Origin of the sequence: Streptomyces sp. NPDC021225 (assembly GCF_044332865.1) — a bacterium.
Lineage (GTDB): Bacteria > Actinomycetota > Actinomycetes > Streptomycetales > Streptomycetaceae > Streptomyces.
Genome location: NZ_JBIRPV010000003.1, coordinates 223,574 through 247,591, shown reverse-complemented (window position 1 = coordinate 247,591; position 24,018 = coordinate 223,574). Strand labels below are relative to the sequence as shown.

Sequence of the window (24,018 nt, the reverse complement as noted above, 5' to 3'; positions counted from 1 at the left end):
GACGAGTTGAAGTTTCAACTCACGGCCGGTGTTTGCGCAAGTCTTCTGAGACGTGGAACACACTCAAGTGCTTCGCGAATCAGAGGCCGGAACCCCTGGAGGCCGGGTCGGGCCGCTGAGGCCGCTCGCCAAGGACCCGCGCGAAGAGCGCCTCCCGCAGGGCCACTTCACGAGGATCGTCCCAGAGCCGGAAGCCAGTGCGGTTCATCGCGTACGCGAAGCCCGTACCGGTGTCCGGGTCTGCGAAGGCGAACGACCCGCCCAGGCCCATCGTCCCGAAGGCCCGGTCCGACTCGGAGCCGAACCTGAACGCCGGGAACGGCTTGACGTACCCCAGGGAGAACCTCGTCTCGACGCGCAGCACCTCGTCGAACAGTCCGTTCTCCGGAGGTGGGGCAGCGACGCGCAACGCGTCCATTGTGGCATCGGTGAGGCCCAGGGCGGCGCCGCCGGTCGCCACCTCGCCGTAGAGCTTGGCGATCGACCGCACCTGGCCGACGCCGTTGGCCGCCGGAATCTCCGCGGCCTGCACATCCGGCCGGTTGAAGTTCTCCACGGTGCCCAGCACCCGCGGATTGCCGAACGCCCTGGCGGTCAAGCTCCGCGGATTCGCGTATGCCCGGACGAATGCTGCCGGCATCGCTCTCAGGTGCAGCATCATCTCCCAGGAGCGAAATCCGTGGATACGGGCGACCCGATCGCGATCAGTGTCCTGCGGCAGGCCGAAGTGGAAGTCGAGGCCGAGCGGCGTCGCGACCTCGTCGGCGAAAAACCGGCCGATACGGCGTTTTCCAGGGTCGATCCGGCTGATGAGCTCGCTCTCGTACCAGCCCAATGACTGGCCGTGGTAGCCGTGCCGGGTGCCCGGCTCCCATGCCGGACGCTGCTCGGCAAGAGCCGTGGCGAGGGTGCGGGAGCCAGTCAGGTCGCCGAGCCCGAGTGGCCGGTCGATCACCGCCAGCCCTGCCTGATGGGCGAGCAGTTGACGGACGGTGACATCGCCCTTGCCGGCGGCGGCGAAGTCGGGCCAATAGGACGCCACACGCTCATCGTGGTCGAGCAGACCACGTGCGTGCAACACTGCGAGCGCCACTGCTGCCACGCCCTTGGACGTGGAGAAGACCGGCACCATCGTTTCCGCCTCCCAGGGAAGACGGTTGCGGCCGTCCCGGTAGCCGCCCCAGAGGTCCACGATCTTCCGCCCGCCGTGGTAGACGACGCAGGCAGCGCCGATCTCGTTGCGTACGGCGAAGTTCTCGCGAAAGGCGTCGGCCACTGCGCCATAGCCTTCATCCACGTCACCGCGAACCATGCGGCCTGGTACATCCAGCTTGAAGACCACTGCTTCCCCTTCATTTCGCGGCTCCCACCCTGGTGTGTGGGGTGACCCGCTGGTGTCGATTCGAGGCGTCACAGCTGCACGCCGAGGGCGCGGGTCGCCGATCCGGTCGCGGCGACGCCGCCCCCTACAAGGGTGAAGCCGTGGTCGCGTCGCGTCAGCGGAAGAGATCGGTCTGGCCGTTCGACGCGGTCAGACCACCATCGACGGCGATGTGCGCGCCGTTGACGTACGAGGCGCCGGAGCCGGCAAGGAACGCCACGACAGCGGCCACCTCGGCGGGATCGCCGGGCCGGCCCATGGGCACCCGGTCGTCGAACCGGTCGCGCAACGGCGTACCTTCGGCGAGCGCCATCCGGATCTCCTCGCGGCTGGTCGTCACACCGGGATGGACCACGTTGACCCGAATCTCCCGGCCATGGTCGAGGGCCATCGCATTGGTCAGATTGGCCACCGCTCCCTTGGTCGCGTTGTAAGCAGCCTGCGTCCAGTCACCGCGCACGCCACCAACGGATCCGATATTGACGATGCACCCGCGGACCTCGCGCAGATGGGGCAAGGCGGCGCGGGAGGCAAAAAACACGCCGTCGACGTTCACGCTCATCATGGCACGATAGGCATCCTCACTCGTGCTCTCCACGGTGCCCGGCACCGCCAGCCCCGCGTTGTTGACGAGGACGTCCAGACGCCCGAACCGCTCGGCCACCCCGTCCATGAGTGCGGTGACGGCAGCCAGGTCGGAGACGTCGCCGGCCCACGGGTGCATGTCGCCCCTGTCCGGGCCGCTCTCGACGGCCTGGCGCAAGGCCGATTCGGTGCGCCCCACCAGTACTGTGGTATATCCGTCGGCGGCGAAGCGGTACGCGATATGGACGCCCAGGCCGCCCCCGGCGCCGGTGATCACGGCCACGCGGCCGTTCTGGTCGTTCACCAAGTCCTCCTGATGTGTGCGTGCTTCGAACACTAGGAAGATCACAGAAGTCTCGGCATGCATCAGGGCGACAACCGACCGGAACATCGGCGACAAACACATCCTGAGAGCAGACTCGTAGGACGATGGACGACAACAAGACGGCATCCTTCTCGCTCGACTCACGCCGCGCGGCCACGACCGGTCGGGACGACTTCGAGCGGAGCTGGCGTACCCACGTCGGAGATGAGTTCCCCCTCCCCCGGTTCAGCGCGGCGACAGCGACCGACTTCCGGGTCCGCTTCCGTGCCGCCAGGGTGCGCGACGTGGCGATCACCAGCGTGGACGGGGCATCGGCAGCGCAGACGGCGGACGGACCGAGTCATGACGCCGACCAGGTCCGCCTATGGCTGGTGCACAGCGGAGCCTGGGCGCTGGGCAGCAAGCGCAACACCGTGGAACACACCGTGGTGGCGGGATGTTTCCTGCTGCGGCATGCCGCGCGGATGCATCACTTCGCTCTCCCGCCCCACACGAGAGCGCAGTGCATCGTACTGCCCGCTGCTCCCTTCTCTCTTCTACTCGGTGGCCGCGAAGTCGCCGGTCACGCCGACGCCGCCGAGGTACGCCTCCTGGTGGCGCACGCCAACATGGTTGAGGAGGCGCTGCCCGATCTGAGCCCGGCCGGTGTCCAGGCCGCGCGAGACACGCTGGTCGAGTTGGCCACCGCGGTGACGCACCACGGCTTCGACGATGTGAACACCCGCCTTGCCCCGGCCCTCGCCCAGGCGGCGAAGAACCTCGCAGAGCAGCGGCTCGCCGACGCCGATCTCTCGTCGGCGATGCTGGCCCGGGAACTGAACGTTTCCGTGCGTACTTTGCAGCGCGCGTTCGCGGCGGGTGGGGAATCGGTGACCGCCTACATCCGGGAACGGCGCTTGGAGTTGGCCAGGCAGGCGCTGTCGGCTTCTCGGCTGGCCGTCTCGGAAATCGCCGCGCACTGGCAGTTCGCCGACAGCAGCCACTTCAGCCGCGCCTTCAAGCAGCGCTATGGACTCGCACCCACCGAGTACGCCCGACAGAACACCTGATCAGAGGCGGACCCGCGTCAAACACTGCTCAAGGCCAACGCACCCGAAAGTGCGAGGATGCAGATTCCCGAAATCTGGTCGACCCGACGAGCGATCGATCCCTTGTACGACCGAAGCCGCCATCGAAGATTCCTCCCGGCTCCGACGTAGAGGCCGCCAATGACGGCTTCAACGCCCATGTAGGCCAGGCCCAGAACGGCAATGTGCAGTTCCGCATCCTGTCCGCCGCTCGTGAATTGAGGGAGGAGTGCCGCGAAAAGCAGAAGCGCTTTGGGGTTGGTTATTGCGACCATAAATTCCTGGCGGGGGATCCGCCACCGACCGGTGCGGCCCTCTTCGTCCTCGACCACCGAAGCGGCCTCCGGCCTGCTTCTCAGCGCTGCCACACCAATCCAGACCAAATACGCTATTCCACTCCATTTAATTACGGTCAGCACACCAGGAGACTGTGCGAGGACCGCGCCGAGACCCAGTACGACGATGCCGATCAGCAGAGTGAAGGCAGCGAGGCGCGCGAGGATGCCGGCAAGAGCCCAGGAAGCGCCGGATCGGATGGCGTTACTCAGGCCCAACAGCTGGTTCGCGCCAGGGATTATGGATATCAATACGGCAGAGGGAAGGAAGTCCATCCAATAGATCACGCTCCTAGCATCGGGCATATGGCCAATGCTGGGGACGGAGGCACCGCGAGATATTGATCACGCAGTACGGCAAACTTTCGATGTCGAGAAGCTCGATAATGCGCGCACCGATGTCGCCGAGTGCGAAAGCACCAAGCCCGCCTATCAAGAGGGGCGCTCCCGGCTGGCGACGTGCAGCTGCACCCACCGCGACACAATCTAGTTGACATGCCAACCATAGAAGTGTCATGGTTTACGTGTCAACTAGACCGGCGGAGGTGGTGTGGGCGCGGGACCTGACCGGCGGGGAACTCGCGCAGGTCGCCCGGGACGGACGTCCCGCCCTGTCGTCACGAACCACGCACCGCCACACCCTGACACAACGAAAGCGTTGAGCGAAGTGAACACGATGGATGTTTCGCAAATCGAGTTCGGTATCGACAGCTTCGGAGACCGGCCCCGAAACGACCAGGGCGTGATCGTCTCGCACGCGCAGGCGATCCGCGCCGCGGTGACCGAAGCGGTCCTTGCCGACCAGGTCGGTATCGACGTTGTTGCGTTGGGCGAGCACCACCGGCCCGAGTACGCGATCTCCAGCCCTGAGACAGTGCTGGCGGGCATCGCGACAGCCACGAAGCGCATCCGGCTGGCCTCGGGCGTGACAGTGCTGTCCTCGGACGACCCGGTGCGAGTGTTCCAGCGGTTCGCCACGGTCGATGCGCTCTCCAACGGCCGCGCCGAGGTGATCCTCGGACGCGGTTCCTTCACCGAGTCGTTCCCCCTGTTCGGGTACGACCTCAAGGACTACGAGGTGCTGTTCGAGGAGAAGATCGACCTTTTCCATCGGCTCCTGGACGAGAAGCCGGTCAGCTGGGAAGGCACCACGCGTGCCGCCCTGCACGATGCGGACGTGTACCCGAAGACGGATTCGGGACGTCTCAACACCTGGGTAGGGGTTGGCGGGACACCGCAGTCCGTGCTCCGCACCGCTCAGTACGGCTTCCGGCTCATGCTCGCAATCATCGGCGGCGCCCCCGACCGGTTCGCTCCCTACGTGGATCTGTACCGGCTTGCCAGCCAGGAGTTCGGCACGACCGCACAGCCGATCGGCACGCATTCGCCCGGCTTCGTCGCCTCCACTGACGAAGAGGCCAAGGAGCTCTTCTACCCTGGGTACAAGGAGATCCGCGACCGGATCGGGGGGCAGCGCGGCTGGCCGCCGCTCCGCCGGGAAGAATTCGACGCCGAGGTGGACCGCGGGTCGCTGTACGTCGGCTCGGTCGAGACGGTCGCGGCCAAGATCGCCCATGCCATCCGGGTCCTGAACGCGGGCCGGTTCGACTTGATCTACTCCGCCGCCGGCACCGTTTCAGCCTCCGCACGTCTGCGTTCGGTCGAGCTGTACGGCACCCAGGTCATCCCTCGGATCCGCGAGCTTCTGGCCGAGCAGCCCGCGGCCACGGCGGGAGCGGCGCGATGACCAACCCTGTCACCACTGTCGGGATCCTGGGAGCCGGGAAAGTCGGCACCGTCCTGGCGCGCCTGGCGGTCGCCGCCGGCTATCGAGTCCTGATCTCCGGGTCCGGTGATCCCTCCAAGATCGCGCTTACCGCCAAGATCCTCACCCCCGGAGCGACCGCCGTATGGCCGGCCCAGGCCGCGGATGCCGCCGACGTGGTGGTCCTGGCTCTCCCGCTCGGCAAACACCGCGACCTCCCAGTCCCGAAGCTGGAGGGAAAGCTGGTCATCGACGCGATGAACCACTGGTGGGAGGTCGATGGTCCCCGCGACGCGATCCTCCCTCCCGACACCTCTTCGAGCGAAGTCGTTCAGCGGTTCCTGATAGGCGCACGTGTCGTGAAAGCCCTCAACCACATGGGTTACCACGACCTCGAGGACGGGGCTCGTCCAGCCGGCGGCCTCGGACGCAAGGCCATCGCGATCGCCGGCGACTCGCCCAAGGATCTCGCCGTCGTGTCTGCGCTGATCGACACTCTCGGATTCGACCCACTCACCATCGGCGACCTCGCAGCGGGCGTCCGGCTCGAGCCCGGAACCCCCGCCTTCGGAGCCAATGTCGACGCCGACCGGCTTCGCGTGCTTACCGCCACCCCCGCTCCGACAAGACTTTTTGAGCGCTCGTAACAGAAGAACAGAAGCACCTCAGCCGGACCGGAGAACCGTGGCCACGCCGTGACGCTCTCTGCAGAAAGACAGTCAGATGACTCAAGGGTTGGCTGACAACCCCGCCGCATCCGTGGCGGTCGAGCTCGATCTCGCTGGCCCGATCAGCTCCTACACAATTGTTCGTGCCGTTGTGCCCGATGTTCGCTCGCTATCTGCGGGTGCATGGCGACGAATTTGTCGCGAACGGTGGTGTGTTCCGTCAGCCGATACCTGACGACATAGGAGTAATCACGCGCGCCGCGCTCGGCGAAGCGTGAGGTCATCTCCCTGGTTGCATCGACAATGTGACGCAGTGAAGTGCCGCCAGGTGCCTCCTGGTACCAGGGCGGACGCAACGCGGTTCTCACGGCGTGAAGATGGCAATTATGCATGGAGGACGAATGCGGCCAATCATTCCCGACTATCTGGCCGAGGTACTGAGAGATGTGGAGTCGGACACGTCCGGAGAGCCGGCGGGATACATCCCTGAGCTCGCAGCAGCGGACCCCGAGCGCCTCGGTGCGGCCTTTGCTATGATTGACGGAGAGGTCTATGGCGCCGGTGACATCGACATCGAGTTCACAATCCAATCGATCTCCAAGCCGTTCGTGTATGCGTTGGCCCTGTCTGATCGCGGATTCGACCCCGTGCTCGCCAAAGTCGGTGTCGAACCGTCCGGAGAGGCGTTCAACGAGATCTCTCTCGAAAGCGATACGGGGCGCCCTCTCAATCCCATGATCAACGCTGGCGCGATCACCGTACACTCACTGGCCGGCGCGGAGGACCTGAATCCGACGGAGCGTGTGGAACGCGTGCTCCACGGCCTCTCGGCGTTCGCCGGTCGTCGACTGAAGATGGATGAGGCGGTATGTGCGTCAGAGATGGAGCACGCGCACCGCAACCTCGCCATTGCCCACATGCTCCGCAGTCACGATGTCCTCACCAAGGACCCAAGGACCATCGTGGACGGCTACACGCGCCAGTGTTCCGTGCTCGTCACCACGCGTGATCTGGCCATGATGGCCGCGACGTTGGCCAACCGTGGGATCAACCCTCTCTCGGGTGAGCAGGTGGTACCGGAACCGGTGGTGCGTCAGGTGCTGAGTGTCATGTTCAGCTGTGGAATGTACGACGCCGCTGGTGACTGGGCGACCCAGGTCGGTATTCCGGCAAAGAGCGGGGTGGCCGGGGGCCTGATCGGCGCGCTCCCCGGACAGATCGGCATTGCCACGTTCTCACCACGACTGGACGGTCACGGGAACAGCGTTCGCGGGGTGTCACTGTTCGAGCGATTCTCTTCGGACATGGGTCTGCATGTGATGGAGGTCCCCGCCGCCGCGCGTGCCGTCGTGCGGTCCCACCATGTCGTTGGCAGCGGACCGAACGCGCTCCGGGTCCTGCAACTGCAAGGTGGCGTCGGCTTTGCCGGAGCCGAGAGAGTTGTTCAGGAAGCCATGGACATTTTGCCTTCGGACGTCAGGGTGGCTTTCGACCTGACAAGGGTCTATTCGATCGACGATGTGGCACGGCGCATGCTGCTGGAGGTCGCACGCCGGCTGACGCTGACTGGTCACGAGGTCTACCTCGTCGACCCAGAATCGACCATGCCCGATCCCGATCCCGGCGATGGTGGCCGAGTCACAGTCGTAGACAACGTGGATCAGGCTGTGATCCCGACGCAGGGCAGCTCAGCACAGGAGCCAGCCGGATACGGATCGGCGAATCCTCTGACCCGCCTCCGATAACACAGGGTTCTCACACACAGATATGGGCCGGTGTTCGTTTCGTCGGCCAGAAGGGAAAGAAATCATGGGTTACATCACCGTCGGCACGGAGAACAGTACGCCGGTCGAGCTCTACTACGAGGATCAGGGTTCCGGGCAGCCGGTCGTCCTGATCCACGGCTACCCGCTGAACGGGCACAGCTGGGAACGTCAGACGCGCGAGCTGTTGGCCCAGGGCTATCGGGTCATCACCTATGACCGTCGTGGCTTCGGCCAGTCGTCGAAGGTGAACTCCGGTTACGACTACGACACCTTCGCCGCTGACCTGAACACGGTCCTTGAGACCCTCAACCTCCAGGACGTCGTCCTTGTCGGTTTCTCGATGGGCACCGGGGAACTCGCCCGCTACGTGAGTCGCTACGGTCATGAGCGTGTCGCGAAGCTCGCCTTCCTCGCCTCGCTCGAGCCGTTTCTCGTCGCCCGCGACGACAACCCCGACGGAGTGCCGCAGGAGGTCTTCGACGGCATCGCCGCGACCGCAAAGGCGGATCGGTACGCCTGGTACAAGCAGTTCTACGCGGACTTCTACAACCTCGACGAGAACCTCGGCACCCGTATCAGCGAGGAGGTCGTGACCGGTAGCTGGAACGTCGCGATCCGCAGCGCCCCGGTGGCTGCGTACGCTGTGGTACCGGCATGGATCGAGGACTTCCGCGCCGACGTCGAGGCGGTCCGCGCGAGCGGCAAGCCCGCACTGATCCTGCACGGAACGAAGGACAACATCCTCCCGATCGACGCCACTGGGCGCCGATTCCACAAGGCACTCCCCGAGGCCGACTACGTCGAGGTCGAAGGAGCGCCTCACGGCCTGCTCTGGACCCACGCCGACGAGGTCAACACCGCGCTGCGCGACTTCCTCTCGAAGTGACGGTGGACGACCGGCTGTTCCCCTGACGGCTTCTCATGACGCGGAACTGCGTCATCGCCGCCGACGAGAGGCGTATGTGGCGCCGAACTGTTGTTGAGGCGCCACATCCACGTTGATGCGCCGTTCTCCCGATGCGACTCTCCGGCACCGTCGCACGACCAGTACCTCAGCGATTACCGGTAGTTCGTTAAATCCGGAGGTGGAGGTCGATGCCGTGTCCGGTGGTGACCGCGTCGATCAGGGCCTGGAGCTCGGAGGGTGGGTCCGTGTCCGTCCAGGCTCGCCGCCATCGGTTGAGGGTGACGGCGGGGGTGAGTCAGGAACGGATGGCTCGTAAGCCCCGGGGCCAACAAGGCGGTTGGGGCTGGTGGGACGGGGCCGGTCCCCCTCTCTGGCCCCTCGTCGGGGCACGGGTCCGGCGCGGTGGCATCCAGGGGTCCGGGTGGGGCGAACCATTGGTCCCAGCAGAAGGAGAAGGCGCAGTTGACCAGGGTCTGGTGGCGGCGGATGGCGCGGTCGGAGCGGACTTGGAGGTCGGCCCAGCCGAGTTCGTCCTTGATCTGCTTGTAGCTCTGCTCGATCCACGGACGCAGGCCGTAGAGGCGGATGATCTCGGCGAGGTCGGCCGGCGGGTGCGGGCTGGTGGTGGTATGGGGTGCGTTGGGGTGGGGCAGGTTGGTGGCCAGGTACCGGGTGGCCTTCTCCGGGAGTCCGACTGGGTCGGTGGTGGCCACGATCAGGCGGCAGGGTGAGTCGGGTCCGTAGCCACCCAGGCGGGCATCGGCGGCCCACCAGGTGTCGGTGTGCCCGTCGCGGAAGTGACGCTCCACGGGTGTCCAGTCGCCTGGACACTTGGCATCGCACCAGGTCAGGGCGTGGGCGGCCGTGATCAGCAGACGGGGGGCGTCCGGGTAGCGGTGCCGCCCCTCGCTGTCCCACCAGCGGCGCAGAGTGGCCACGGCGAAGGCGGCGGTGTCGCCGTCGCAGCCGGCCGAGACCCAGCCGGCATCCGCGCCGATGTCATAGATCCCGTACGGCACCGCCTTCAACGGGCCCTTCTCGGGGAAGTCGTGGGCGCGGACCTGGACGGGCTGTCCGGCCGGGTGCCACTCCCGCCCGTGGCCGCGTAGTTGCCCAGGGTCTCCTTCTTCTTGGCGGACACGCTGATGACCGGCTGCCCGGCCGCGGTGAACTCCCCGACCCGCTCGTTGATATAACGGAACTGAGCGTCCCGGTCAGGATGCCGGGCCCCCCGGTGGTACGCGAGGTGCCCTGCAGCGAGAAGCCCTCGGTCTTCAGCAGGGCTGCCACTGTGTCGTGCCCGATCCGGTGGCCCTGCCTCGACAGCTCCGCGGCCGGAGCCCGGGTGGACTTCACCGTCCACCGCAACGGCGATTCCGGATCGCCCCGCTGGTCCGGCTCCACCAGCGCCAGCAAGGCCGGCACCAGCTCCGGATCGACATCCCGTAGTCGCTTGCGGCCCCCACCCACCGCCCGGACCCGGCCACCGGGCTCCTCACCCTGATTCAGTTCACGCAGCCCACGCGACACCGTGGACGTCGCCACTCCCGCAGCCTCAGCCACCAAACGAACTCCACCGTGCCCCCGTACCCGGGCGGCAGCCCCCAGCACCAACCGCCGTTGCCGCTCATCCAGGTGCGGCAACAGCAGCTCGAACACCCCTGCCAGATTCGCCTCGGTCCCCTCCGTAACACCCACATCCTACGAGCCAACAGCCCGCCGAAACCGAGGAGTTATTTTCCGTCAGCTCCCTGGCAAGCGACCGGCCGCCCCGGACTTCGTGCGCCGCGACTTCACCGCCGAGGCACCCGACCTGGTCCGGTGCGGGGACATGACGGAGATCGAAACCGGCGAAGGCAAGCTGTACTTGGTCACGGTCATCGACCTCTTCTCCCGCCGCCTGCTGGGCTACGCGATGGGGGCACGCCACGATGCCGAACTGGTCGTCGCTGCCCTGCACATGGCCGCGACGACCCGTGGCGGTGACGTGCACGGCCTCATCTTCCACACGGACCGCGGCAGCGAGTACGCCTCACGGAGGTTCCGCCGGGCCTGCCGCCGGCTGGGTGTTTTCCAGTCCATGGGCCGGGTCGGATCTTGTCTCGACAACGCCGTCAGCGAGGCGTTCAACAGCGTACTGAAGGTCGAGTACGTCCACCGGCACACCTTCACCACCCGCACCGCGGCCCGGATCAGGATCGCTACCTGGATCACCGACTTCTACAACACCCGTCGGCTATACAGCGTGTGCCATTGGAAAAGCCCGATCGACTACGAACACGACTGCTGGGCCAGCTTCACCGAGGAGCTGGCTGCATAGGAAGGTCTCCACAGTTCGAGGGGATTGACAATCCCGGAGCGGTTCACCCTCGACGCTTCCCGCGCCATGGTCACACCAGGCACGACAAGGTCATCTCACTCCTGTCCAGGAGTTATGGGCCACCATCTGGTGCGACAACTTTTGAGCTGACCTGGCGAGTTTGCATCTAGAGGTGGATCGACATCTGGTTGACACGTCAAGTTGCCTGTGTCTAACGTAGGTGTCACGTCATCCAGTTGAGGTCGGTAGTCACCTGGTACCGCGGGCCGTCTCTTGCGAAGACCGCGGCGGCTTGCGGAGCAATCTTGCCGATCGGGCTGGTGGCCGGCCAGTTCGCCTTCAGGGCGCCTGTGCGGATACGTGAAGCCATATCGGCGTGGCGCCGTCTGGGCGCGCATGATACATACCCCGGAGAGGGACCCCATGAGCAAAGAAGCCAAGTCCGGACTGCAGGCGCTGCTGACGCCCGAGGAGAGCGTCGTCGTCCTGATCGACCACCAGCCGTTCCAGTTCGCCAACCTGAACAGCCACGAGCCCACGATGATCGTGAACAACGCTGTCGGCCTCGCCAAGGCCGCCAAGGCGTTCGACGTACCGACCATCCTGACGACCGTGCTGGAAGAGCGCGGCGGCTACCTCATCAAGGGACTGCAGGACGAGTTCCCGGAGCAGAAGCCGATCAACCGCACGTTCGTCAACACCTGGCAGGACGAGCGCGTCGTCGACGCCGTCAAGGCGACCGGCCGCAAGAAACTGATCATCGCCGGCCTGTGGACGGAGGTCTGTGTCGCGATGCCCGCGATACAGGCGGCGGGTGAGGGCTTCGAGGTCTTCGTCGTCACCGATGCCTCGGGCGGCGCCTCGAAGGAAGCTCATGACATGGCCGTGCGGCGCATGGTCCAGGCGGGAGTGGTACCCATCACCTGGCTGGCCGTGATGAGTGAGTGGCAGCGCGACTATGCGCGTGAGGAGACCCTCCCGGGCTTGACCGAGGTTATGCTTCAGCACGGGGGCGCCACCGGCGTCGCCTTCACCTGGGAGACGCAGCTGCTCGCCACGGGACGCCCCGTAAACGACGCCTGACATGGCTGCCGCCCCGGCACCGATCCGTATCGGCTGCTGCCTGTCGCTGACCGGTCCGCTTGCGGACAACAGCCGGTCGGCCCGTCTCACCCATGAGATCCGGCAGCAGGACATTAACAGCCGGGGCGGCCTGCTCGGCCGCCCGGTCGAGCTCGTCTGCCACGACGACCACGCAGGCGCCTCCCTGGTTCCCGAGATCCATGAGCGGCTGATCGAGGAAGACAAGCCGATCTCATCATCAGTGGTTACGGCACCAACACCCTCCTGTCGGCCATGCCGTTGGTGATGCAGCGGCAGCGCTTCTACGTCGGGCCTGCGACCCGGCCGCACGCGTGACGCCACGGCCGCCCGCAGCGAAGGCATCGCCGACTGCTTCCAGCACTTTCCCGCCGGTCAAGCCTACGGGCGGTTTCTGCCGGGAGGCTTGACCGGCTGACGGTACTGTCGGCAGCCTGGTTACAGGGCTCGCCAGATCGCATCGTTGCTACGGGATCGGTCCGTCGTAGTCCATCCAGAAGTCGATGGCGTCCGACCGCGGCCGGGTTGCCGGCGCGCTGCCTTCACCAAATTCCATGACTTGCTCGGGTGCTCGCTCCACCGTGGGCCAGACCGGCAGGCCCGATGCGTTCGGGTCGCCCGTACGCACGAAATTGACACAGTACGCGCTCATCTGGTCGCGCAACCTGTAGTCGACCTCTTCGTATGCGGCGTCATTGTCCTTCCCGAGGTTGTCATAGGCGTACATCACCTCCGCACCGTGATAGGCGCCGAACTTCTCGAGGCCTTTTTCCGGCGGGACGCGAGTGAAGTAGTAGAGGTACGCGGCTGACTCGCCCGTTTGAGTCTGCAGCCGCGCCCAGCGGTGCATGGCGCGAGTCATGATCTTGTCGGTGTCGGCCTGCAGACGGGACTTCAGCACTTGTTCCTGGTTCTCACCGGGGTACAACCGCAGGAAGCGCTCGGCGTCCGCGCCGTACGTCTTGCGGACCGACTCCTGATACTTGTCCGCGTCGGTGTCCGGTGGGCTGGCCAGAGCGAGCGAGGCCTCGTCCGCGTTACTGCCGAGAAGGGTCGGCACGTCCAGCTGTTCTCCGGATGCGTAGATCTCCGCCGGCGGCCGGTCCAGGAGGTGGCCGTCGAGGAGGGACGCCAGTGGGCGTCGAGTGACTTGGCGGCGTCGAGGATGCGCTTGACGGGCATCTTGCGCATCTCCTCCACGGAGGCGCCCCCCAGGTTCTCGCTCAGACGTCTGCCGGCGTCCTCTGCCGCCGCCCTGGTATCGGCCTGATCGTCCTTCTCGGTGCTTCCGGCCGTGCCCATGCAGGCCCCGCTCCCGGCAATGATGCCGTCCACCAGTCCTTCAGCGAGTGGCGTCGCCCCCAGAATGCACACGCTCGCGCCGCCGGCGGACTCTCCCGCGACCGTCACTTGGGCCGGGTCACCGCCGAACGCCGCGATGTTCTGCCGGATCCATTTCAGCGCGGCAATCTGATCGAGGATCCCGTAATTACCCGAAGCGTTCTCCTTGGATTCTGCCGCGAGTTCCGGATGGGAAAGGAATCCGAGCACTCCCAGCCGGTAGTTGAGTGTGACGACGATCGCCTCACCCCTGGAAGCGAGTGCCTCGCCGTCGTAGAGCGGCAAAGCTCCCGAACCAGTCGTGAACCCCCCGCCCGGAACGTAGACGAGCACGGGAAGCTTCGCCGAGGCGGGCTTCGTGCTGTGCCAGATGTTGAGGGTGAGACTGTCCTCGCTGACCGGATACGGGTTGAGGAACGTGTCCTCCAGAGGTATGTCGACGACCTGGGAAAGCGCTCGAGTGAAGAAGGTTGACGTGCCTTGAACGGGAACGTCCGAGAACCGGTCGGCGGTGAACACCTCGGAGCGCGGCTCGGGAGGCTGAGGCGGACTCCAACGCAAATCTCCCACGGGGGGCCGGGCGTAGGGGATGCCCGCGAATATCTCGACCGTGCGCTCGTCGTTGAGGACGCCTGGCACGGGCCCCTCCCGCGTGGAGACGAGCGCGGAAGGCTGGGGATCGGTCCCGCCCGCGATGCGGTTCTGCGGGGGTGGGTAGGCGAGAACGGCAGTGGTACTCACGAGTGCTCCGGCAAGCAGCCAGCCCCCCACTTGGAGCAGGGCCCGCCCTCGAAGCCACCAGTGTGCGGTCACACCGAGGGGCGCGAGCAGCGCGCCCACGACTGCCCAACTCCACCACGGGCTCCGGTTGAGCCATGCAAGCACGGCCGCGATCGCGGTCAGGGGAAGGAGGGGTACCCAGTATTTGGGAGATCGAGTGAACCTTCGACGCCGACCTGGGCCTACAGTGGCGTTTACTTGATCAACGCCCGTTGGGTGAGTCTTTTTCCGGTTCGCACTAAACCAATCTTTCGTTTCCTGGATAGCGCACACCTGCGTGCCGGCAGTCGATCGGGCCGGTGACGCGCAATGCCTGGCCGTTCCCGGCCTCGCCGCCCTCTGTTGCTACAAGCGACTCGTCCGCCTCACCCCACACGACACGGTCTTATATCCAACCCCGCTCCCGTGCGAGATGCACCGCCGCGTGGCGGTTCTCCGCACCGAGCTTGCTCGCGGCCGACGACAGGTAGTTCCGTACGGTCCCCTCGGCGAGCGCGGCACGCTCGGCGATCCCCGCGAGAGGCGCCCCGTCGGCAGCGTGCCCCAGTACTTCGGCCTCCCGCGCGGTCAGCGGCGAGTCCCCGGCGGAGATCGCGTCGGCGGCCAACTCCGGGTCGACGTACCGGTTTCCGGCGTGCACCGTGCGGATCAGCTCGGCGAGCCGCTGGGCGCTGACCGTCTTGGGCACGAACCCGCGCACACCCGCCGCGAGCGCCCGCTTCAGATGCCCCGGGCGACCGTGACCGGTCACGATCAGCACCTTGCAGGCGGGCAGCTCGGCCCGCAGCGATGTGGCGACCTTCACACCGTCAGCGCCGGGCATCTGGAGATCCAGTACGGCGACGTCCGGCGCGTGCGCCCGTGCCATCGCCAGCGCCTCCGGGCCGGTGGCCGCCTCGGCGACGACGACCAGGTCGTCCTCCAGGGACAGCAGGGCCGCCAGCGCCCCGCGGATGAGGTGCTCGTCGTCGGCGAGCAGGACCCGCACTGTCGTCGTCACAGGGCGACCTCCAGCGCGGCCCCGGTCGCGGCGGACGGCAGCGGCACCTGGGCCGTCAGGCGGAACACACCCTTGCCGACGGGCCCCGCCTCCAGCGTCCCGTCCACCGCGGTGAGCCGCTCCCGCAGCCCCGCGAGCCCGGAGCCGCCCGAGCCCGCCGAGGGACCGTCCGTCGTCGCCGTCACCCCGTCGTTCTCCACCGTCAGCACTACCCGCCCCTCCGGCATCTGCACCGTCACGGCGACCTTCTTCGCGTCCCCGTGCCGCAGCACGTTCGTGGTCGCCTCCCGCACCACCCAGCCGAGCGCCGACTGCACCTCGGAGGGCAGGCCGGCCGTCTCGCCGGTGACCTCCGCGACGATCCCGGCCGCCGAGAGCACCCCCCGGGCGCCGGCCAGTTCGACCTCCAGGGCGGCCTCCCGGTAGCCGCGCACGACGTCCCGGACCTCGCGCTGCGACTCCTGGGCGATGCGCTGCACCTCGATCATCTGCTCCACCGCCTCGGGCCTCCCGCGCCGGGACAGCTGGACGGCCAGCTCGCTCTTGAGCGCGATCACCGACAGGTTGCGGCCCATCACGTCGTGCAGGTCCCGGCCGAACCGCAGCCGCTCCTCGGCGACGGCGAGCCTGGCCCGGGTCTCCTTGGCGTCGTCGAGTGTGAAGACCGCGTTGAGCAGCCAGACGGAAAAAGACCGCGGTGGCGGCGAGGAAAGCCCCGACCAACAGCAGGACGCACGCCGTGATCAGTGTGGCAAGCCACTGCAGGCCCGCCGCGAACGCCACGATCCCGGCGCCCGCCGCGAAACCGCTCACGAGCCCGATGACCCGCCGCCGGTCGTGATGCACCGCGAGCGCTATCACGCCGGCGCCGAAGCCCTGCAGCCCCACGAACACGCTGAGGGCCGTACTCTCGACGTTCTCGCCCGCGGGGCCGTGCTCCCCGATGACGACGGCGACGACCGCGAGGACCTCGGTGAGGGCGCCGAGCCCCCACAACCCCCGCACCGGCAGTGCACGACGGCCGAGGGTCCAGTCCAGCACCCGTGCGACGGTCGCCATGGACGCCACGGCATGGGTGACGACCATCAGCGACAGCACGGTCGCCAGCCGTGGTCCCACCTGCGTGTACGTGGACAGACCGATACCGACGATCTCGCACACCCCGAGAAAGAGGAACGACCCTCGGGTGTACGTCTCCACCTTCCCCGGGGTGCTCTTCCGCCGCCACCATCCCCATGGCCTGGGCATGAATCCGCCGTTCCCACTCGGTCCGTACGTCAGTGCCGCGGTTCCCACCGGAACCGCCGCCGTACAGCGAACAGCGCCAGCACGGTCCAGGCCACCGCCGTCGCCACGGCGCCCAGCGTCTCGGCTCCGGACAGGTCACCGGTCCAGCCGCCGCGGACGAGGTTGATCACGGGCGTCATCGGCAGCAGTTCGCAAACGGAGGCCAGCCGGTCGGGGAGCATCTCCAGCGGGACGAACATGCCGGAACCGAGCATGGAAACGAACATGAAGGGCAGTGGTGTGACCTGCGCGCTCTCACCAGTCCTGGTGAAGCTTGCGGTGACCGCCGCGAGCGCGGCGCACATCACCAGGCCGAGCAGCAGCCCGAGAACGGACAGGTGGATCGCGGACGGCGCGGACAGGTCGAGCAGTACGGCGCAGCCCACGGCGAGCAGCAGGGACTGCGCGAGCCCGCTGAGCAGGGCCGGCGTCGCGGATCCGGTGAGGATCTCCACGTCCCGCAGTTCGCCGGTGCGCAGCCGCTTGAGGACGAGTTCCTCGCGCCGGACGACGAAGACGCCGACGAGGGCCGAGTAGACGGCGAACAGCAGGGAGAAGCCGACCGCGGCGGGCAGCATGAGCGTGCCGGTGGTCAGCCCGGCTCCCGCGAGATCCATCTCCTTGGCCGTCGACTTCACACTGAACGGCAGCACCAGCGGCACGAACAGCGCGGCGATCAGGGTGCCCTTGTTCCGTCCAAAGAGGGTCAGCTCGGCGCGGGCGAGGGCGACCATGCGCGACCTCGGCGTGCTGATCGCGCCACGCCGCACCGAGGCGCTCGGGGTGGCCGTGGTGGTGGTGCTCATGCCGCGTACTCCTTCGCCGTCTCCGGTGCCGTTCCGTCGCTCGTCCGTGAGGAGACCTCTTTGGCGATGCTCAGGAAGGCTTCCTCCAGGGACGCCGAGCGCACGTCCAGGCGGCGCAGCTCGACTCCGGTCTGTCCGGCCCACACCAGCAGTCCGGTGGCCGCGCGCTGGAGTTCCCGGGTTTGCAGCTTGACCATCCGGCCGTCGACCTCGTGGTCGCTCACGCCCAGTAAGGCGAGCGGTGGCAGGTCGCCCACGAAGTAGTCCGCGGGGAGTTCGAAGGAGATGTGGGACGGCTGAGCGGCGGTCACCTCGGCCGGAGTCCCGGTGGCGGCGATCCGTCCCTCGTGCATGATCGCGAGCCGGTCGGCGAGGTGCTCGGCCTCTTCCAGGTAGTGCGTGGTCAGCAGCACCGTCGTACCGGCGTCACGCAGTGCGCTCACCAACTCCCAGGTGTCCCGGCGGCCTTCGGCGTCAAGCCAGCGCTGGGCTCGTCGAGGAAGAGCACCTCGGGGTCGCCGAGCAGCGCGAGCGCCAGGTCCAGGCGGCGCCGCTGGCCGCCGGAGAGCTGCTTCACGCGGGTGTCGGTCTTCGACTTCAGGCCGACCAGCTCCAGGACTTCGGCCGGCGGGCGGGCGCCGCTCACCCACCCCGCCCACATGCGGGCGGTCTCCGCGACGGTCAGCTCGGAGGGAAAGCCGCCCTCCTGGAGCATGACCCCGGTGCGGGGGCGTACGGCGGCCCGCTCGGTGTACGGGTCGTGCCCGAGGACACGCACCCGTCCGCCGGCCGGAGCGGCCAGTCCCTCCAGCAGCTCCACGGTCGACGTCTTGCCGGCGCCGTTGGTGCCGAGCAGGGCGAAGACCTCTCCGCGGCGCACGGAGAAGTCGACACCGCGCACGGCCTCGAACCCGCCCCCGTACACACGCCGCAGGTCCGTGACCTCAATCACAGATTCGTGTCCGTCTGTTCTCATGTTTCAACCCTCTCCGTGGAAGCGCGGGGAACCAGTGCGCCCTGTCACCAGCCGGCATGACAAACGTCATACGGCGGTTGTGTGCGAGGGCGGCATGCCTGTTCAGTACTCCGGCAGCGGTGCGGCCCTAGGCTGGTGATCGTCGTTGACCAGGCGTGAAGGGCGTGGCTGAGGTCGGCTGCTGGACTGGGGAGTTGGAGTCGGTGTTCGAGAGCGGGTGACAGGCCGGTTCGGTCGGGCGGATCTGCGGTGGCGCATGCGTGACTACGTCCGCGGTCCGCTGGGCCGAGCGCGAATCAACACCCTTGTCGAGACTGACAGCCCGTAACTGCTCATAGCTCGGTTCGCCCTCGGGTGAACCGCGTTCAGAACTCCTGCCCGGCCGACCGCGCCAGGACCTCGTGCACCGCGAACCGCGGGTGCCTCGTCACGGCGAAGACAACGACCTCCGCGACCTCGGCGGCGGTGACCTCCACCTGCTTCCAAGCGTCAACGGCCGCCGCACGCGTCTCCGGATGCGTGATGTGCTGGGGCAGTTCCGTGGCGACGCTGCCTGGCTCGATCAATGTGACGCGGATCTTTGGTTTCAGCTCAAGGCGCAGCGACTCGCTCCATCCGTTGACACCCCACTTCGTCGCGGCGTACACGCCGCCGCCGGGTTCGGCGCTCCGGCCGGCCACGGAACTGATGTTGACGATGTCGGCGTGCGCGGCGGCTTTCAACTGATCGAGGAAGACCTCAGTGGCTGTGATGGTGCCGAGGAGATTCACTTCGATCATGCGCCGATAATCGTCACGCCGCTCGCTGCCGAAGGGCCCGACGAGCGCCACACCTGCGTTGTTCACCAGCACGGTGGCTCCGCCGAGTTCGGTTCGTACGCGATCGGCCGCGGCGACGACTCCTCTGCGATGGCGGCGATGCGATCGAGCCGGCGCGCCAGAAGTGCCACGGTGAATCCGGCCGCCGCGAGTTCTCGGGCGGTCGCGGCGCCGATCCCGGAGGACGCACCGGTGACGACGGCGACACCAGCCGAGGTGCGGGAATCGGTCATACGTCTCTCCCCTTTCGATTCTCCTGCATCCGATCAACAATTAGCTGACATGTCAACCACTGGAGAGCGCGCACCGAAGCATCGGAGGATCTCGTACGCCGCACCGACCCGGCCCATCGAGCCTCGCAGTCTCAGAAGAGGCGACTGTTACTCATGCGCCTTCCGTTCGCGTCAGTTGACGACTCCGTGCTCCCACGCCCATGCGGCGATCTCCACACGGTTGCGGGCCCGCAGTTTGTCCTGGATCCGGCTCAAGTGGCTTTTCACCGTGCTCAGAGAGAGGGTCAGCTCCTCCGCAATCTCGTTGTTCGTGCGCCCTCGCGCCACGAAGCGGACGATCTTGTGCTCCTGCGGGCTCAGTCGCTGTGTGGCGGCCGAGTTCTCGGTGTGCTGCGGTGGGCTCAGGTGCTCCAGAAGCCGCACCGTGACAGACGGGGAGATGAGAGAGTCCCCTCCGGCCGCGGCATGCACCGCCTCGATCAGCAGCCGGGGGCCGGAGTTCTTGACCACGAAGCCGTTCGCGCCGGCGCGCAGCGCGCTGTACACGTACTCGTCGAGGTCGAAAGTGGTCACGATGACGATCTGTGTGTCGTCCGTCGCGTTCCCCGGCGTCCGCCGGAGCTGCCGGGTGGCCTCAAGCCCGTCCAACTTCGGCATCCGGATGTCCATGAGACACACGTCGGGGCGCAGCCGACGCACCGCCTCGACAGCCTCCACACCGTCGGACGCCTCACCGATCACGGATATATCGTCCTGTGCCTCCAGGATGAGGCGGAAGCCCGTCCTCACCATCTCCTGGTCGTCAGCGATCACTACTGAGATGCTCACCGCGGTTTCCTGTCTGCCCAGTTCAGGGGTATCGATGCGGATAGTTCCCAGCCGCCTTCCGGCATCGGTCCGCTGCTGAGTTCACCGCCGAGTTCGTGGACTCGCTCCCGCAGACCGATCATGCCGAACCCACTGGGCAGGAACCAGGACCGTCCGTGGTGCTGGCCGGTCCCGTTGTCCCGAACGTGGATGACCAGCCGGCCTGCCGCGACCTCCATCCTTACGTGTACGGCGGACGCGGTGCGGGCGTGTTTGCGCACGTTGGTCAGACCTTCCTGAACCAAGCGCTTCGCGGTCTTGGCGAGCTGCGGTGGCCAGTCGTCGGCCTTCACCTCCTCGGCGATCTCCAGCGAGACACGCTGCCCTGCTGAGTCGGCACGCCTGATGAGTTCCTTGATGCTCGTCATCACGGGTGTCACCGGGGCCTGCGCCGTCGCGGTCTCAGACGTGCGCAGGAGTCTGACCATGCGTTGCATCGCCACCAAACCGTCCTGGCCGGTCTGCTCGATGTTGCTGAACAGGCTCCGTGCCGTCGCGGGGTCCTTCTCCACGATGTGCTCGCCGGCCTGGGCCTGAACAACGATGGCGGTGACGTAATGAGCCACGTGATCGTGCAGATCCCGAGCGAGGTCCAGCCGCTCGGCCCGCCGGACGTCGCGTGCGGCCGCCCGGCGCCTGCCATCCTCACTGCGCAGATAGCCACCCAGCAGCACGAAGGCCATGGGGAGGAGGACGAACAAGCCGTCGATGTCCCTGAACACCGGCAGGTCCGATACCACCGGAGCACGCTCCTGCGTCCGCATCGCCGCGACGAACAGTGGAACCGAGCACACCATGACCAGTGACGGCCGTGCATAGCGACAGGTCAGACACAGCAGGGCCAGAAGGCCGCACAGCTCGGCCCAGCCGGGGGTGCGCTGCAACACCGCACCTTGCACCAATGACGTGGTGAGCAACGAACAGGCCGCCACGCAAAGGCTGAGCCCGCACGCGATGACATGCCGGCCTGTGCCGTACATCCATGTCTGCGCCGCTGCGACCCCCAGGGCCAGGGCTCCGCTTGCCAAGACCGCCAGTCCCACATGACTCCTGCTCACGACAGACGCGTCGAGCAGGAAAGACAGTAAGCACAGGCCCGTCATGACGCTGGGCCCGACGGCGGGACGGTGGGGTACACGGAGCATGGGCAGAGCCTCAGGCAGCCCTTCAGTGACGAGGAGAGTTTCGTACTTTCGGCCGCCCCGAAGGCGGCGGATTCCGCCTTACGACCGAACCGACGCGGTCGCGCGCCACGAACAATAGGTCACACAAGACGAGCGAACCACCTACCCCCAGGAGTTGCCGTGACATCCGCCAAGACCCGCCCCCTCGGCAAGGTGCTGCTGGCAGTGGGAGCCCTGTCACTGACCGCAGTGATCGCCTGGAGCGTGTCCGGAGAGAGCTGGGACGTCAAGCTCGAAGTGGTCGGCGCTGGCAGCGGCAACGTCAGCTACTCCTTCTCCGGCGACAACGAGGGCGAGTCCGAGAACGACCAGGAGCTGCCCTGGAGCAAGGCCCAGAACGTCGGCTTCGGCTTCAACGACGTCACGGTCACCGACGCGGAACCGGGCACCGCCTGCCGCATCTACGTCGATGGAAAGCTCAAGGACGAACAGCGGACGCCGAATGCCGAGGGCAAGATCTCCTGCTTCGTGAACCTCCAGGACTGAGCCGTCCGCGTCACACCGTCTGCCTGGCGGACATCCAGTGGGAGATGCGGCTGGTGGCCGCCTGTGGCGACACCAGCCGCATCGCCTGTCAGCACGCGATGCCAGGCACGGGCCGGCTGGGACTTCCCTGTCCGGTGGGGGGCCGGCGCCGCCCATGACGGCCGGCCCCTGCGCGTACGGCCGGGATGGCTCCTGGGCGAAGTAGGGGTCGCCCCGGTTCCCGGCCGCGCATCCGGTCGGGCAGCGCCGCACTGTCAGGTACCGTGCGGCTGACGCCGAGTTGTACGGCCAGTCTGTTGAAGACCTCGTCGAAGTCGGGGCCCGCGGAGACCCGGCCGCGGGTGGGCTTCAGCCCGAAGAGGCCGTTGTAGGCGACGGGGACGCAGATCGAACCGGCGGCGGTGGCGTCTGCGATCGGGACCACTCCGGCTACAACGGCAGCGCCCGCTCCTCCGCTGGACCCGCGCGCTCTGCGCTGCGGGTCCACGGGTTGCGGGTCGCGCCGTACAGCACTCCGTCGTGCTGCTCCAGGCCATCTCCGGTGTCGCGGTACGCCCGAACGTCGCGAGGCCGACGCGTCGGAAGCGGCATGGAAGCTGGGACGCTTCAGATGCCACCCACCGTGTGGTGTCTCAGGTCTGGTTCTCGCCACCGTCGACGTAGACGTTCGCGCCGACGACGTAGCTGCTCTGGTCCGAGGCCAGGAAGGCCACGACCGCGGCGGCCTCCTCGGGCTGGCCCATGCGGCCCTTGGGCACGGTCGCGGCGACCTGCTCCTTGATGGCCCGGGCGGTCTCCTCGTCGCCAAAGGCGGCGGTGCCCCCGGGAGTCTCGATCCATGCCGGCGAGACCACGTTGACCCGGATGCCACGGCCCTTGAGCTCGGTGGACCACGTCCGCGCGAAGGACCGGACGGCCGCCTTCGACGCCGCGTACGCGCCGAACGCCTCCATTCCGCGGTCAGCGGCCGTCGAACCGACCAGGACGATCGAGGCTCCGTCGTTGAGCAGCGGCAACGCCTTCTGCACGGTGAACAGCGTGCCTCGGGTGTTGACCGCGAAGGTCTGGTCGAAGTGCTCCTCGGTGGTCTGTTCCAGCGTCATGAACGAACCGATCGCCGCGTTCGCCACGAGCACGTCCAGATTCTGGCCTCGCGCCCGGACCGCCTCATAGAGCCGGTCCAGGTCCTCCGGCTTCCCGATGTCGCCGACGACCGCGGTGGCCCGGTCCGTTCCGATGGTCTTGACGGCGGCCTCCAGCTCGGCCTCTCGTCGCCCGGTGACGAACACGTACGCACCCTCGGCCGCCAGCCGTACGGCGGTGGCCAGACCGATACCGGTGCTGCCCCCGGTGACCACCGCCGTCTTGCCTTCCAGCTGTCTCATGTGGGTGTCTCCATCACTTTCTCGTTGCCGATCCCTTCGAACATCGATAATGCAGGAGATCGCGGATACTATCCATGATGCAGAGTCCACAAATCTTTACGCATCGTCCAGGAGGAGCCCGAGTGGGTCAGCCCGCGAGCTGCTTCTTCAGGGCCTCGACGTCGTGGACGTTGGACATCTGCACGAACTTTCCGTCACGGATCCGGTACAGGGCGAACTCGTCGATCTCGATCGGAGCGCCAGTGGGGGCCACCCCGAGCCATTCCTTGGTGGGGGTGCCGTGGTTGACGGAGTGGCAGGCCAGGGTTTCACCGTGGATCGCCACCTCCTTGATCTCCCAGTACATGTCGGGAACCGCGTCCGTGATGCTCTTGAGCGCCGCGACTACGTCCGCGCGAGTGGCCGCCTCGCCGTGCGAGAGGATGGACTCGTTGACGAACTCGTCCATGCGGTCGAACTCATGCGCGTTGAGCGCCTCGCAGTAGCGGTCGTAGAACTCGCGAATGTTGAAGTCGGACATGACTGCCTTTCTCACCCGGCGTCCGGGCTGTACTCGTGTGCTCATGGTTCACCTGCGATATCGATACTGCGGGAGCAGCGGAGTACGATCAATGATGCAGAGTGCACAGTTCTTT

General features: G+C 66.9%; 18 protein-coding genes and 6 pseudogenes. 9 read left to right on the top strand and 15 right to left on the bottom strand.

All coding sequences use genetic code 11. From position 1 onward, the window contains the following. Nucleotides 1–79: 79 nt before the first annotated feature. Both ACH4S9_RS14715 and ACH4S9_RS14710 read right to left on the bottom strand, forming a co-directional pair. Entirely contained in the window at nucleotides 80–1,342 is a 1,263-nt protein-coding gene (locus ACH4S9_RS14715) for a serine hydrolase domain-containing protein (RefSeq protein ID WP_311729935.1), read from the bottom strand. Nucleotides 1,343–1,496: 154 nt separating this feature from the next. Beyond that, entirely contained in the window at nucleotides 1,497–2,270 is a 774-nt protein-coding gene (locus ACH4S9_RS14710; protein ID WP_398372054.1) for an SDR family NAD(P)-dependent oxidoreductase, read from the bottom strand. 305 nt (nucleotides 2,271–2,575) lie between these two features. Here ACH4S9_RS14710 and ACH4S9_RS14705 point away from each other — a divergent pair, with 305 nt between their 5' ends. Next, nucleotides 2,576–3,340 (top strand): helix-turn-helix transcriptional regulator, encoded by a 765-nt coding sequence (locus tag ACH4S9_RS14705; RefSeq protein ID WP_311729933.1) that lies wholly within the window; start codon nucleotides 2,576–2,578, stop codon nucleotides 3,338–3,340. A gap of 17 nt (nucleotides 3,341–3,357) precedes the next feature. Here ACH4S9_RS14705 and ACH4S9_RS14700 read toward each other — a convergent pair whose 3' ends face one another. Beyond that, entirely contained in the window at nucleotides 3,358–3,981 is a 624-nt protein-coding gene (locus ACH4S9_RS14700) for a LysE family translocator (protein WP_398372051.1), read from the bottom strand. 388 nt (nucleotides 3,982–4,369) lie between these two features. Between ACH4S9_RS14700 and ACH4S9_RS14695 the strand changes: the two genes are divergently transcribed. The 4 genes from ACH4S9_RS14695 (at nucleotide 4,370) to ACH4S9_RS14680 (ending at nucleotide 8,778) form a co-directional block, all read left to right on the top strand. Next, complete coding sequence (locus ACH4S9_RS14695) at nucleotides 4,370–5,440, top strand: LLM class flavin-dependent oxidoreductase (protein ID WP_311729978.1); 1,071 nt, start codon at nucleotides 4,370–4,372, stop codon at nucleotides 5,438–5,440. Further along, the gene (locus tag ACH4S9_RS14690; protein WP_311729932.1) at nucleotides 5,437–6,105 is read left to right on the top strand and encodes an NAD(P)-binding domain-containing protein; all 669 of its coding nucleotides are present in this window, start codon (nucleotides 5,437–5,439) and stop codon (nucleotides 6,103–6,105) included. Before ACH4S9_RS14695 ends, ACH4S9_RS14690 begins: the two co-directional genes overlap by 4 nt. 422 nt (nucleotides 6,106–6,527) lie before the next feature. Continuing rightward, nucleotides 6,528–7,871 (top strand): glutaminase, encoded by a 1,344-nt coding sequence (locus ACH4S9_RS14685; RefSeq protein ID WP_398372049.1) that lies wholly within the window; start codon nucleotides 6,528–6,530, stop codon nucleotides 7,869–7,871. A gap of 64 nt (nucleotides 7,872–7,935) precedes the next feature. Continuing rightward, nucleotides 7,936–8,778 carry an alpha/beta fold hydrolase gene (locus tag ACH4S9_RS14680; RefSeq protein ID WP_069867377.1) on the top strand — a complete coding sequence of 281 codons (843 nt, stop codon included), beginning with the start codon at nucleotides 7,936–7,938 and terminating at the stop codon, nucleotides 8,776–8,778. Nucleotides 8,779–9,659: 881 nt separating this feature from the next. Here the strand turns inward: ACH4S9_RS14680 and ACH4S9_RS14675 are convergent. Further along, nucleotides 9,660–10,467: pseudogene (locus ACH4S9_RS14675) on the bottom strand (ISAzo13 family transposase); the annotation flags it as partial. Between the two features lie 67 nt (nucleotides 10,468–10,534). On the opposite strand from ACH4S9_RS14675, the gene ACH4S9_RS14670 reads away from it, so the two are divergent. The 3 genes from ACH4S9_RS14670 (at nucleotide 10,535) to ACH4S9_RS14660 (ending at nucleotide 12,488) form a co-directional block, all read left to right on the top strand. Then, entirely contained in the window at nucleotides 10,535–11,119 is a 585-nt protein-coding gene (locus ACH4S9_RS14670; RefSeq protein ID WP_398372976.1) for an IS3 family transposase, read from the top strand. Nucleotides 11,120–11,542: 423 nt separating this feature from the next. Continuing rightward, a complete protein-coding gene (locus ACH4S9_RS14665; RefSeq protein ID WP_311729930.1) occupies nucleotides 11,543–12,202 on the top strand; it encodes a hydrolase in 660 nt (219 codons plus the stop codon). Between the two features lies 1 nt (nucleotide 12,203). Further along, nucleotides 12,204–12,488, top strand: a complete 285-nt coding sequence (locus tag ACH4S9_RS14660; RefSeq protein WP_398372046.1) for an ABC transporter substrate-binding protein — start codon at nucleotides 12,204–12,206, stop codon at nucleotides 12,486–12,488. 198 nt (nucleotides 12,489–12,686) lie between these two features. On the opposite strand, the pseudogene ACH4S9_RS14655 reads toward ACH4S9_RS14660, so the two are convergent. The 8 genes and pseudogenes from ACH4S9_RS14655 to ACH4S9_RS14620 all read right to left on the bottom strand — a co-directional run bounded on the left by ACH4S9_RS14655 (nucleotide 12,687) and on the right by ACH4S9_RS14620 (nucleotide 21,371). Beyond that, nucleotides 12,687–14,200 (bottom strand): annotated as a pseudogene (locus ACH4S9_RS14655) (carboxylesterase/lipase family protein). A 526-nt stretch (nucleotides 14,201–14,726) separates the two neighbouring features. Beyond that, on the bottom strand, nucleotides 14,727–15,341 hold the full coding sequence (locus tag ACH4S9_RS14650) for a response regulator (protein WP_398372044.1): 615 nt from the start codon (nucleotides 15,339–15,341) through the stop codon (nucleotides 14,727–14,729). Beyond that, nucleotides 15,338–16,589: pseudogene (locus ACH4S9_RS14645) on the bottom strand (sensor histidine kinase). Before ACH4S9_RS14645 ends, ACH4S9_RS14650 begins: the two are co-directional and overlap by 4 nt. A 29-nt stretch (nucleotides 16,590–16,618) precedes the next feature. Further along, nucleotides 16,619–17,434 (bottom strand): ABC transporter permease, encoded by an 816-nt coding sequence (locus tag ACH4S9_RS14640; RefSeq protein ID WP_311729927.1) that lies wholly within the window; start codon nucleotides 17,432–17,434, stop codon nucleotides 16,619–16,621. Further along, a pseudogene (locus ACH4S9_RS14635) lies at nucleotides 17,431–18,410 on the bottom strand (ABC transporter ATP-binding protein). Before ACH4S9_RS14635 ends, ACH4S9_RS14640 begins: the two are co-directional and overlap by 4 nt. 365 nt (nucleotides 18,411–18,775) lie before the next feature. After that, nucleotides 18,776–19,461, bottom strand: a pseudogene (locus ACH4S9_RS14630) (SDR family oxidoreductase). 171 nt (nucleotides 19,462–19,632) lie between these two features. Continuing rightward, the gene (locus ACH4S9_RS14625) at nucleotides 19,633–20,253 is read right to left on the bottom strand and encodes a response regulator (protein ID WP_385343951.1); all 621 of its coding nucleotides are present in this window, start codon (nucleotides 20,251–20,253) and stop codon (nucleotides 19,633–19,635) included. Nucleotides 20,254–20,285: 32 nt separating this feature from the next. After that, a complete protein-coding gene (locus tag ACH4S9_RS14620; RefSeq protein WP_311729925.1) occupies nucleotides 20,286–21,371 on the bottom strand; it encodes a histidine kinase in 1,086 nt (361 codons plus the stop codon). A 261-nt stretch (nucleotides 21,372–21,632) separates the two neighbouring features. Here ACH4S9_RS14620 and ACH4S9_RS14615 point away from each other — a divergent pair, with 261 nt between their 5' ends. Then, nucleotides 21,633–21,998 carry an MmpS family transport accessory protein gene (locus ACH4S9_RS14615; protein WP_311729924.1) on the top strand — a complete coding sequence of 122 codons (366 nt, stop codon included), beginning with the start codon at nucleotides 21,633–21,635 and terminating at the stop codon, nucleotides 21,996–21,998. Nucleotides 21,999–22,166: 168 nt separating this feature from the next. On the opposite strand, the pseudogene ACH4S9_RS14610 reads toward ACH4S9_RS14615, so the two are convergent. From ACH4S9_RS14610 to ACH4S9_RS14600, 3 genes and pseudogenes are all read right to left on the bottom strand, one after another. Next, nucleotides 22,167–22,594 (bottom strand): annotated as a pseudogene (locus ACH4S9_RS14610) (amidase family protein); the annotation flags it as partial. A 36-nt stretch (nucleotides 22,595–22,630) separates the two neighbouring features. After that, nucleotides 22,631–23,383, bottom strand: a complete 753-nt coding sequence (locus ACH4S9_RS14605; protein WP_311729923.1) for an SDR family oxidoreductase — start codon at nucleotides 23,381–23,383, stop codon at nucleotides 22,631–22,633. A 127-nt stretch (nucleotides 23,384–23,510) separates the two neighbouring features. Further along, on the bottom strand, nucleotides 23,511–23,903 hold the full coding sequence (locus tag ACH4S9_RS14600; protein ID WP_398372040.1) for an ester cyclase: 393 nt from the start codon (nucleotides 23,901–23,903) through the stop codon (nucleotides 23,511–23,513). Nucleotides 23,904–24,018 lie beyond the last annotated feature (115 nt).

Bases quoted from the DNA above. Each gene is read 5' to 3' on its own strand.
- ACH4S9_RS14695 (WP_311729978.1), top strand. From the start codon at position 4,370: ATGGATGTTTCGCAAATCGAGTTCGGTATCGACAGCTTCGGAGACCGG.
- ACH4S9_RS14690 (WP_311729932.1), top strand. From the start codon at position 5,437: ATGACCAACCCTGTCACCACTGTCGGGATCCTGGGAGCCGGGAAAGTC.
- ACH4S9_RS14685 (WP_398372049.1), top strand. From the start codon at position 6,528: ATGCGGCCAATCATTCCCGACTATCTGGCCGAGGTACTGAGAGATGTG.
- ACH4S9_RS14680 (WP_069867377.1), top strand. From the start codon at position 7,936: ATGGGTTACATCACCGTCGGCACGGAGAACAGTACGCCGGTCGAGCTC.
- ACH4S9_RS14665 (WP_311729930.1), top strand. From the start codon at position 11,543: ATGAGCAAAGAAGCCAAGTCCGGACTGCAGGCGCTGCTGACGCCCGAG.
- ACH4S9_RS14660 (WP_398372046.1), top strand. From the start codon at position 12,204: ATGGCTGCCGCCCCGGCACCGATCCGTATCGGCTGCTGCCTGTCGCTG.
- ACH4S9_RS14640 (WP_311729927.1), bottom strand. From the start codon at position 17,434: ATGAGCACCACCACCACGGCCACCCCGAGCGCCTCGGTGCGGCGTGGC.
- ACH4S9_RS14625 (WP_385343951.1), bottom strand. From the start codon at position 20,253: ATGGTGAGGACGGGCTTCCGCCTCATCCTGGAGGCACAGGACGATATA.
- ACH4S9_RS14605 (WP_311729923.1), bottom strand. From the start codon at position 23,383: ATGAGACAGCTGGAAGGCAAGACGGCGGTGGTCACCGGGGGCAGCACC.
- ACH4S9_RS14600 (WP_398372040.1), bottom strand. From the start codon at position 23,903: ATGTCCGACTTCAACATTCGCGAGTTCTACGACCGCTACTGCGAGGCG.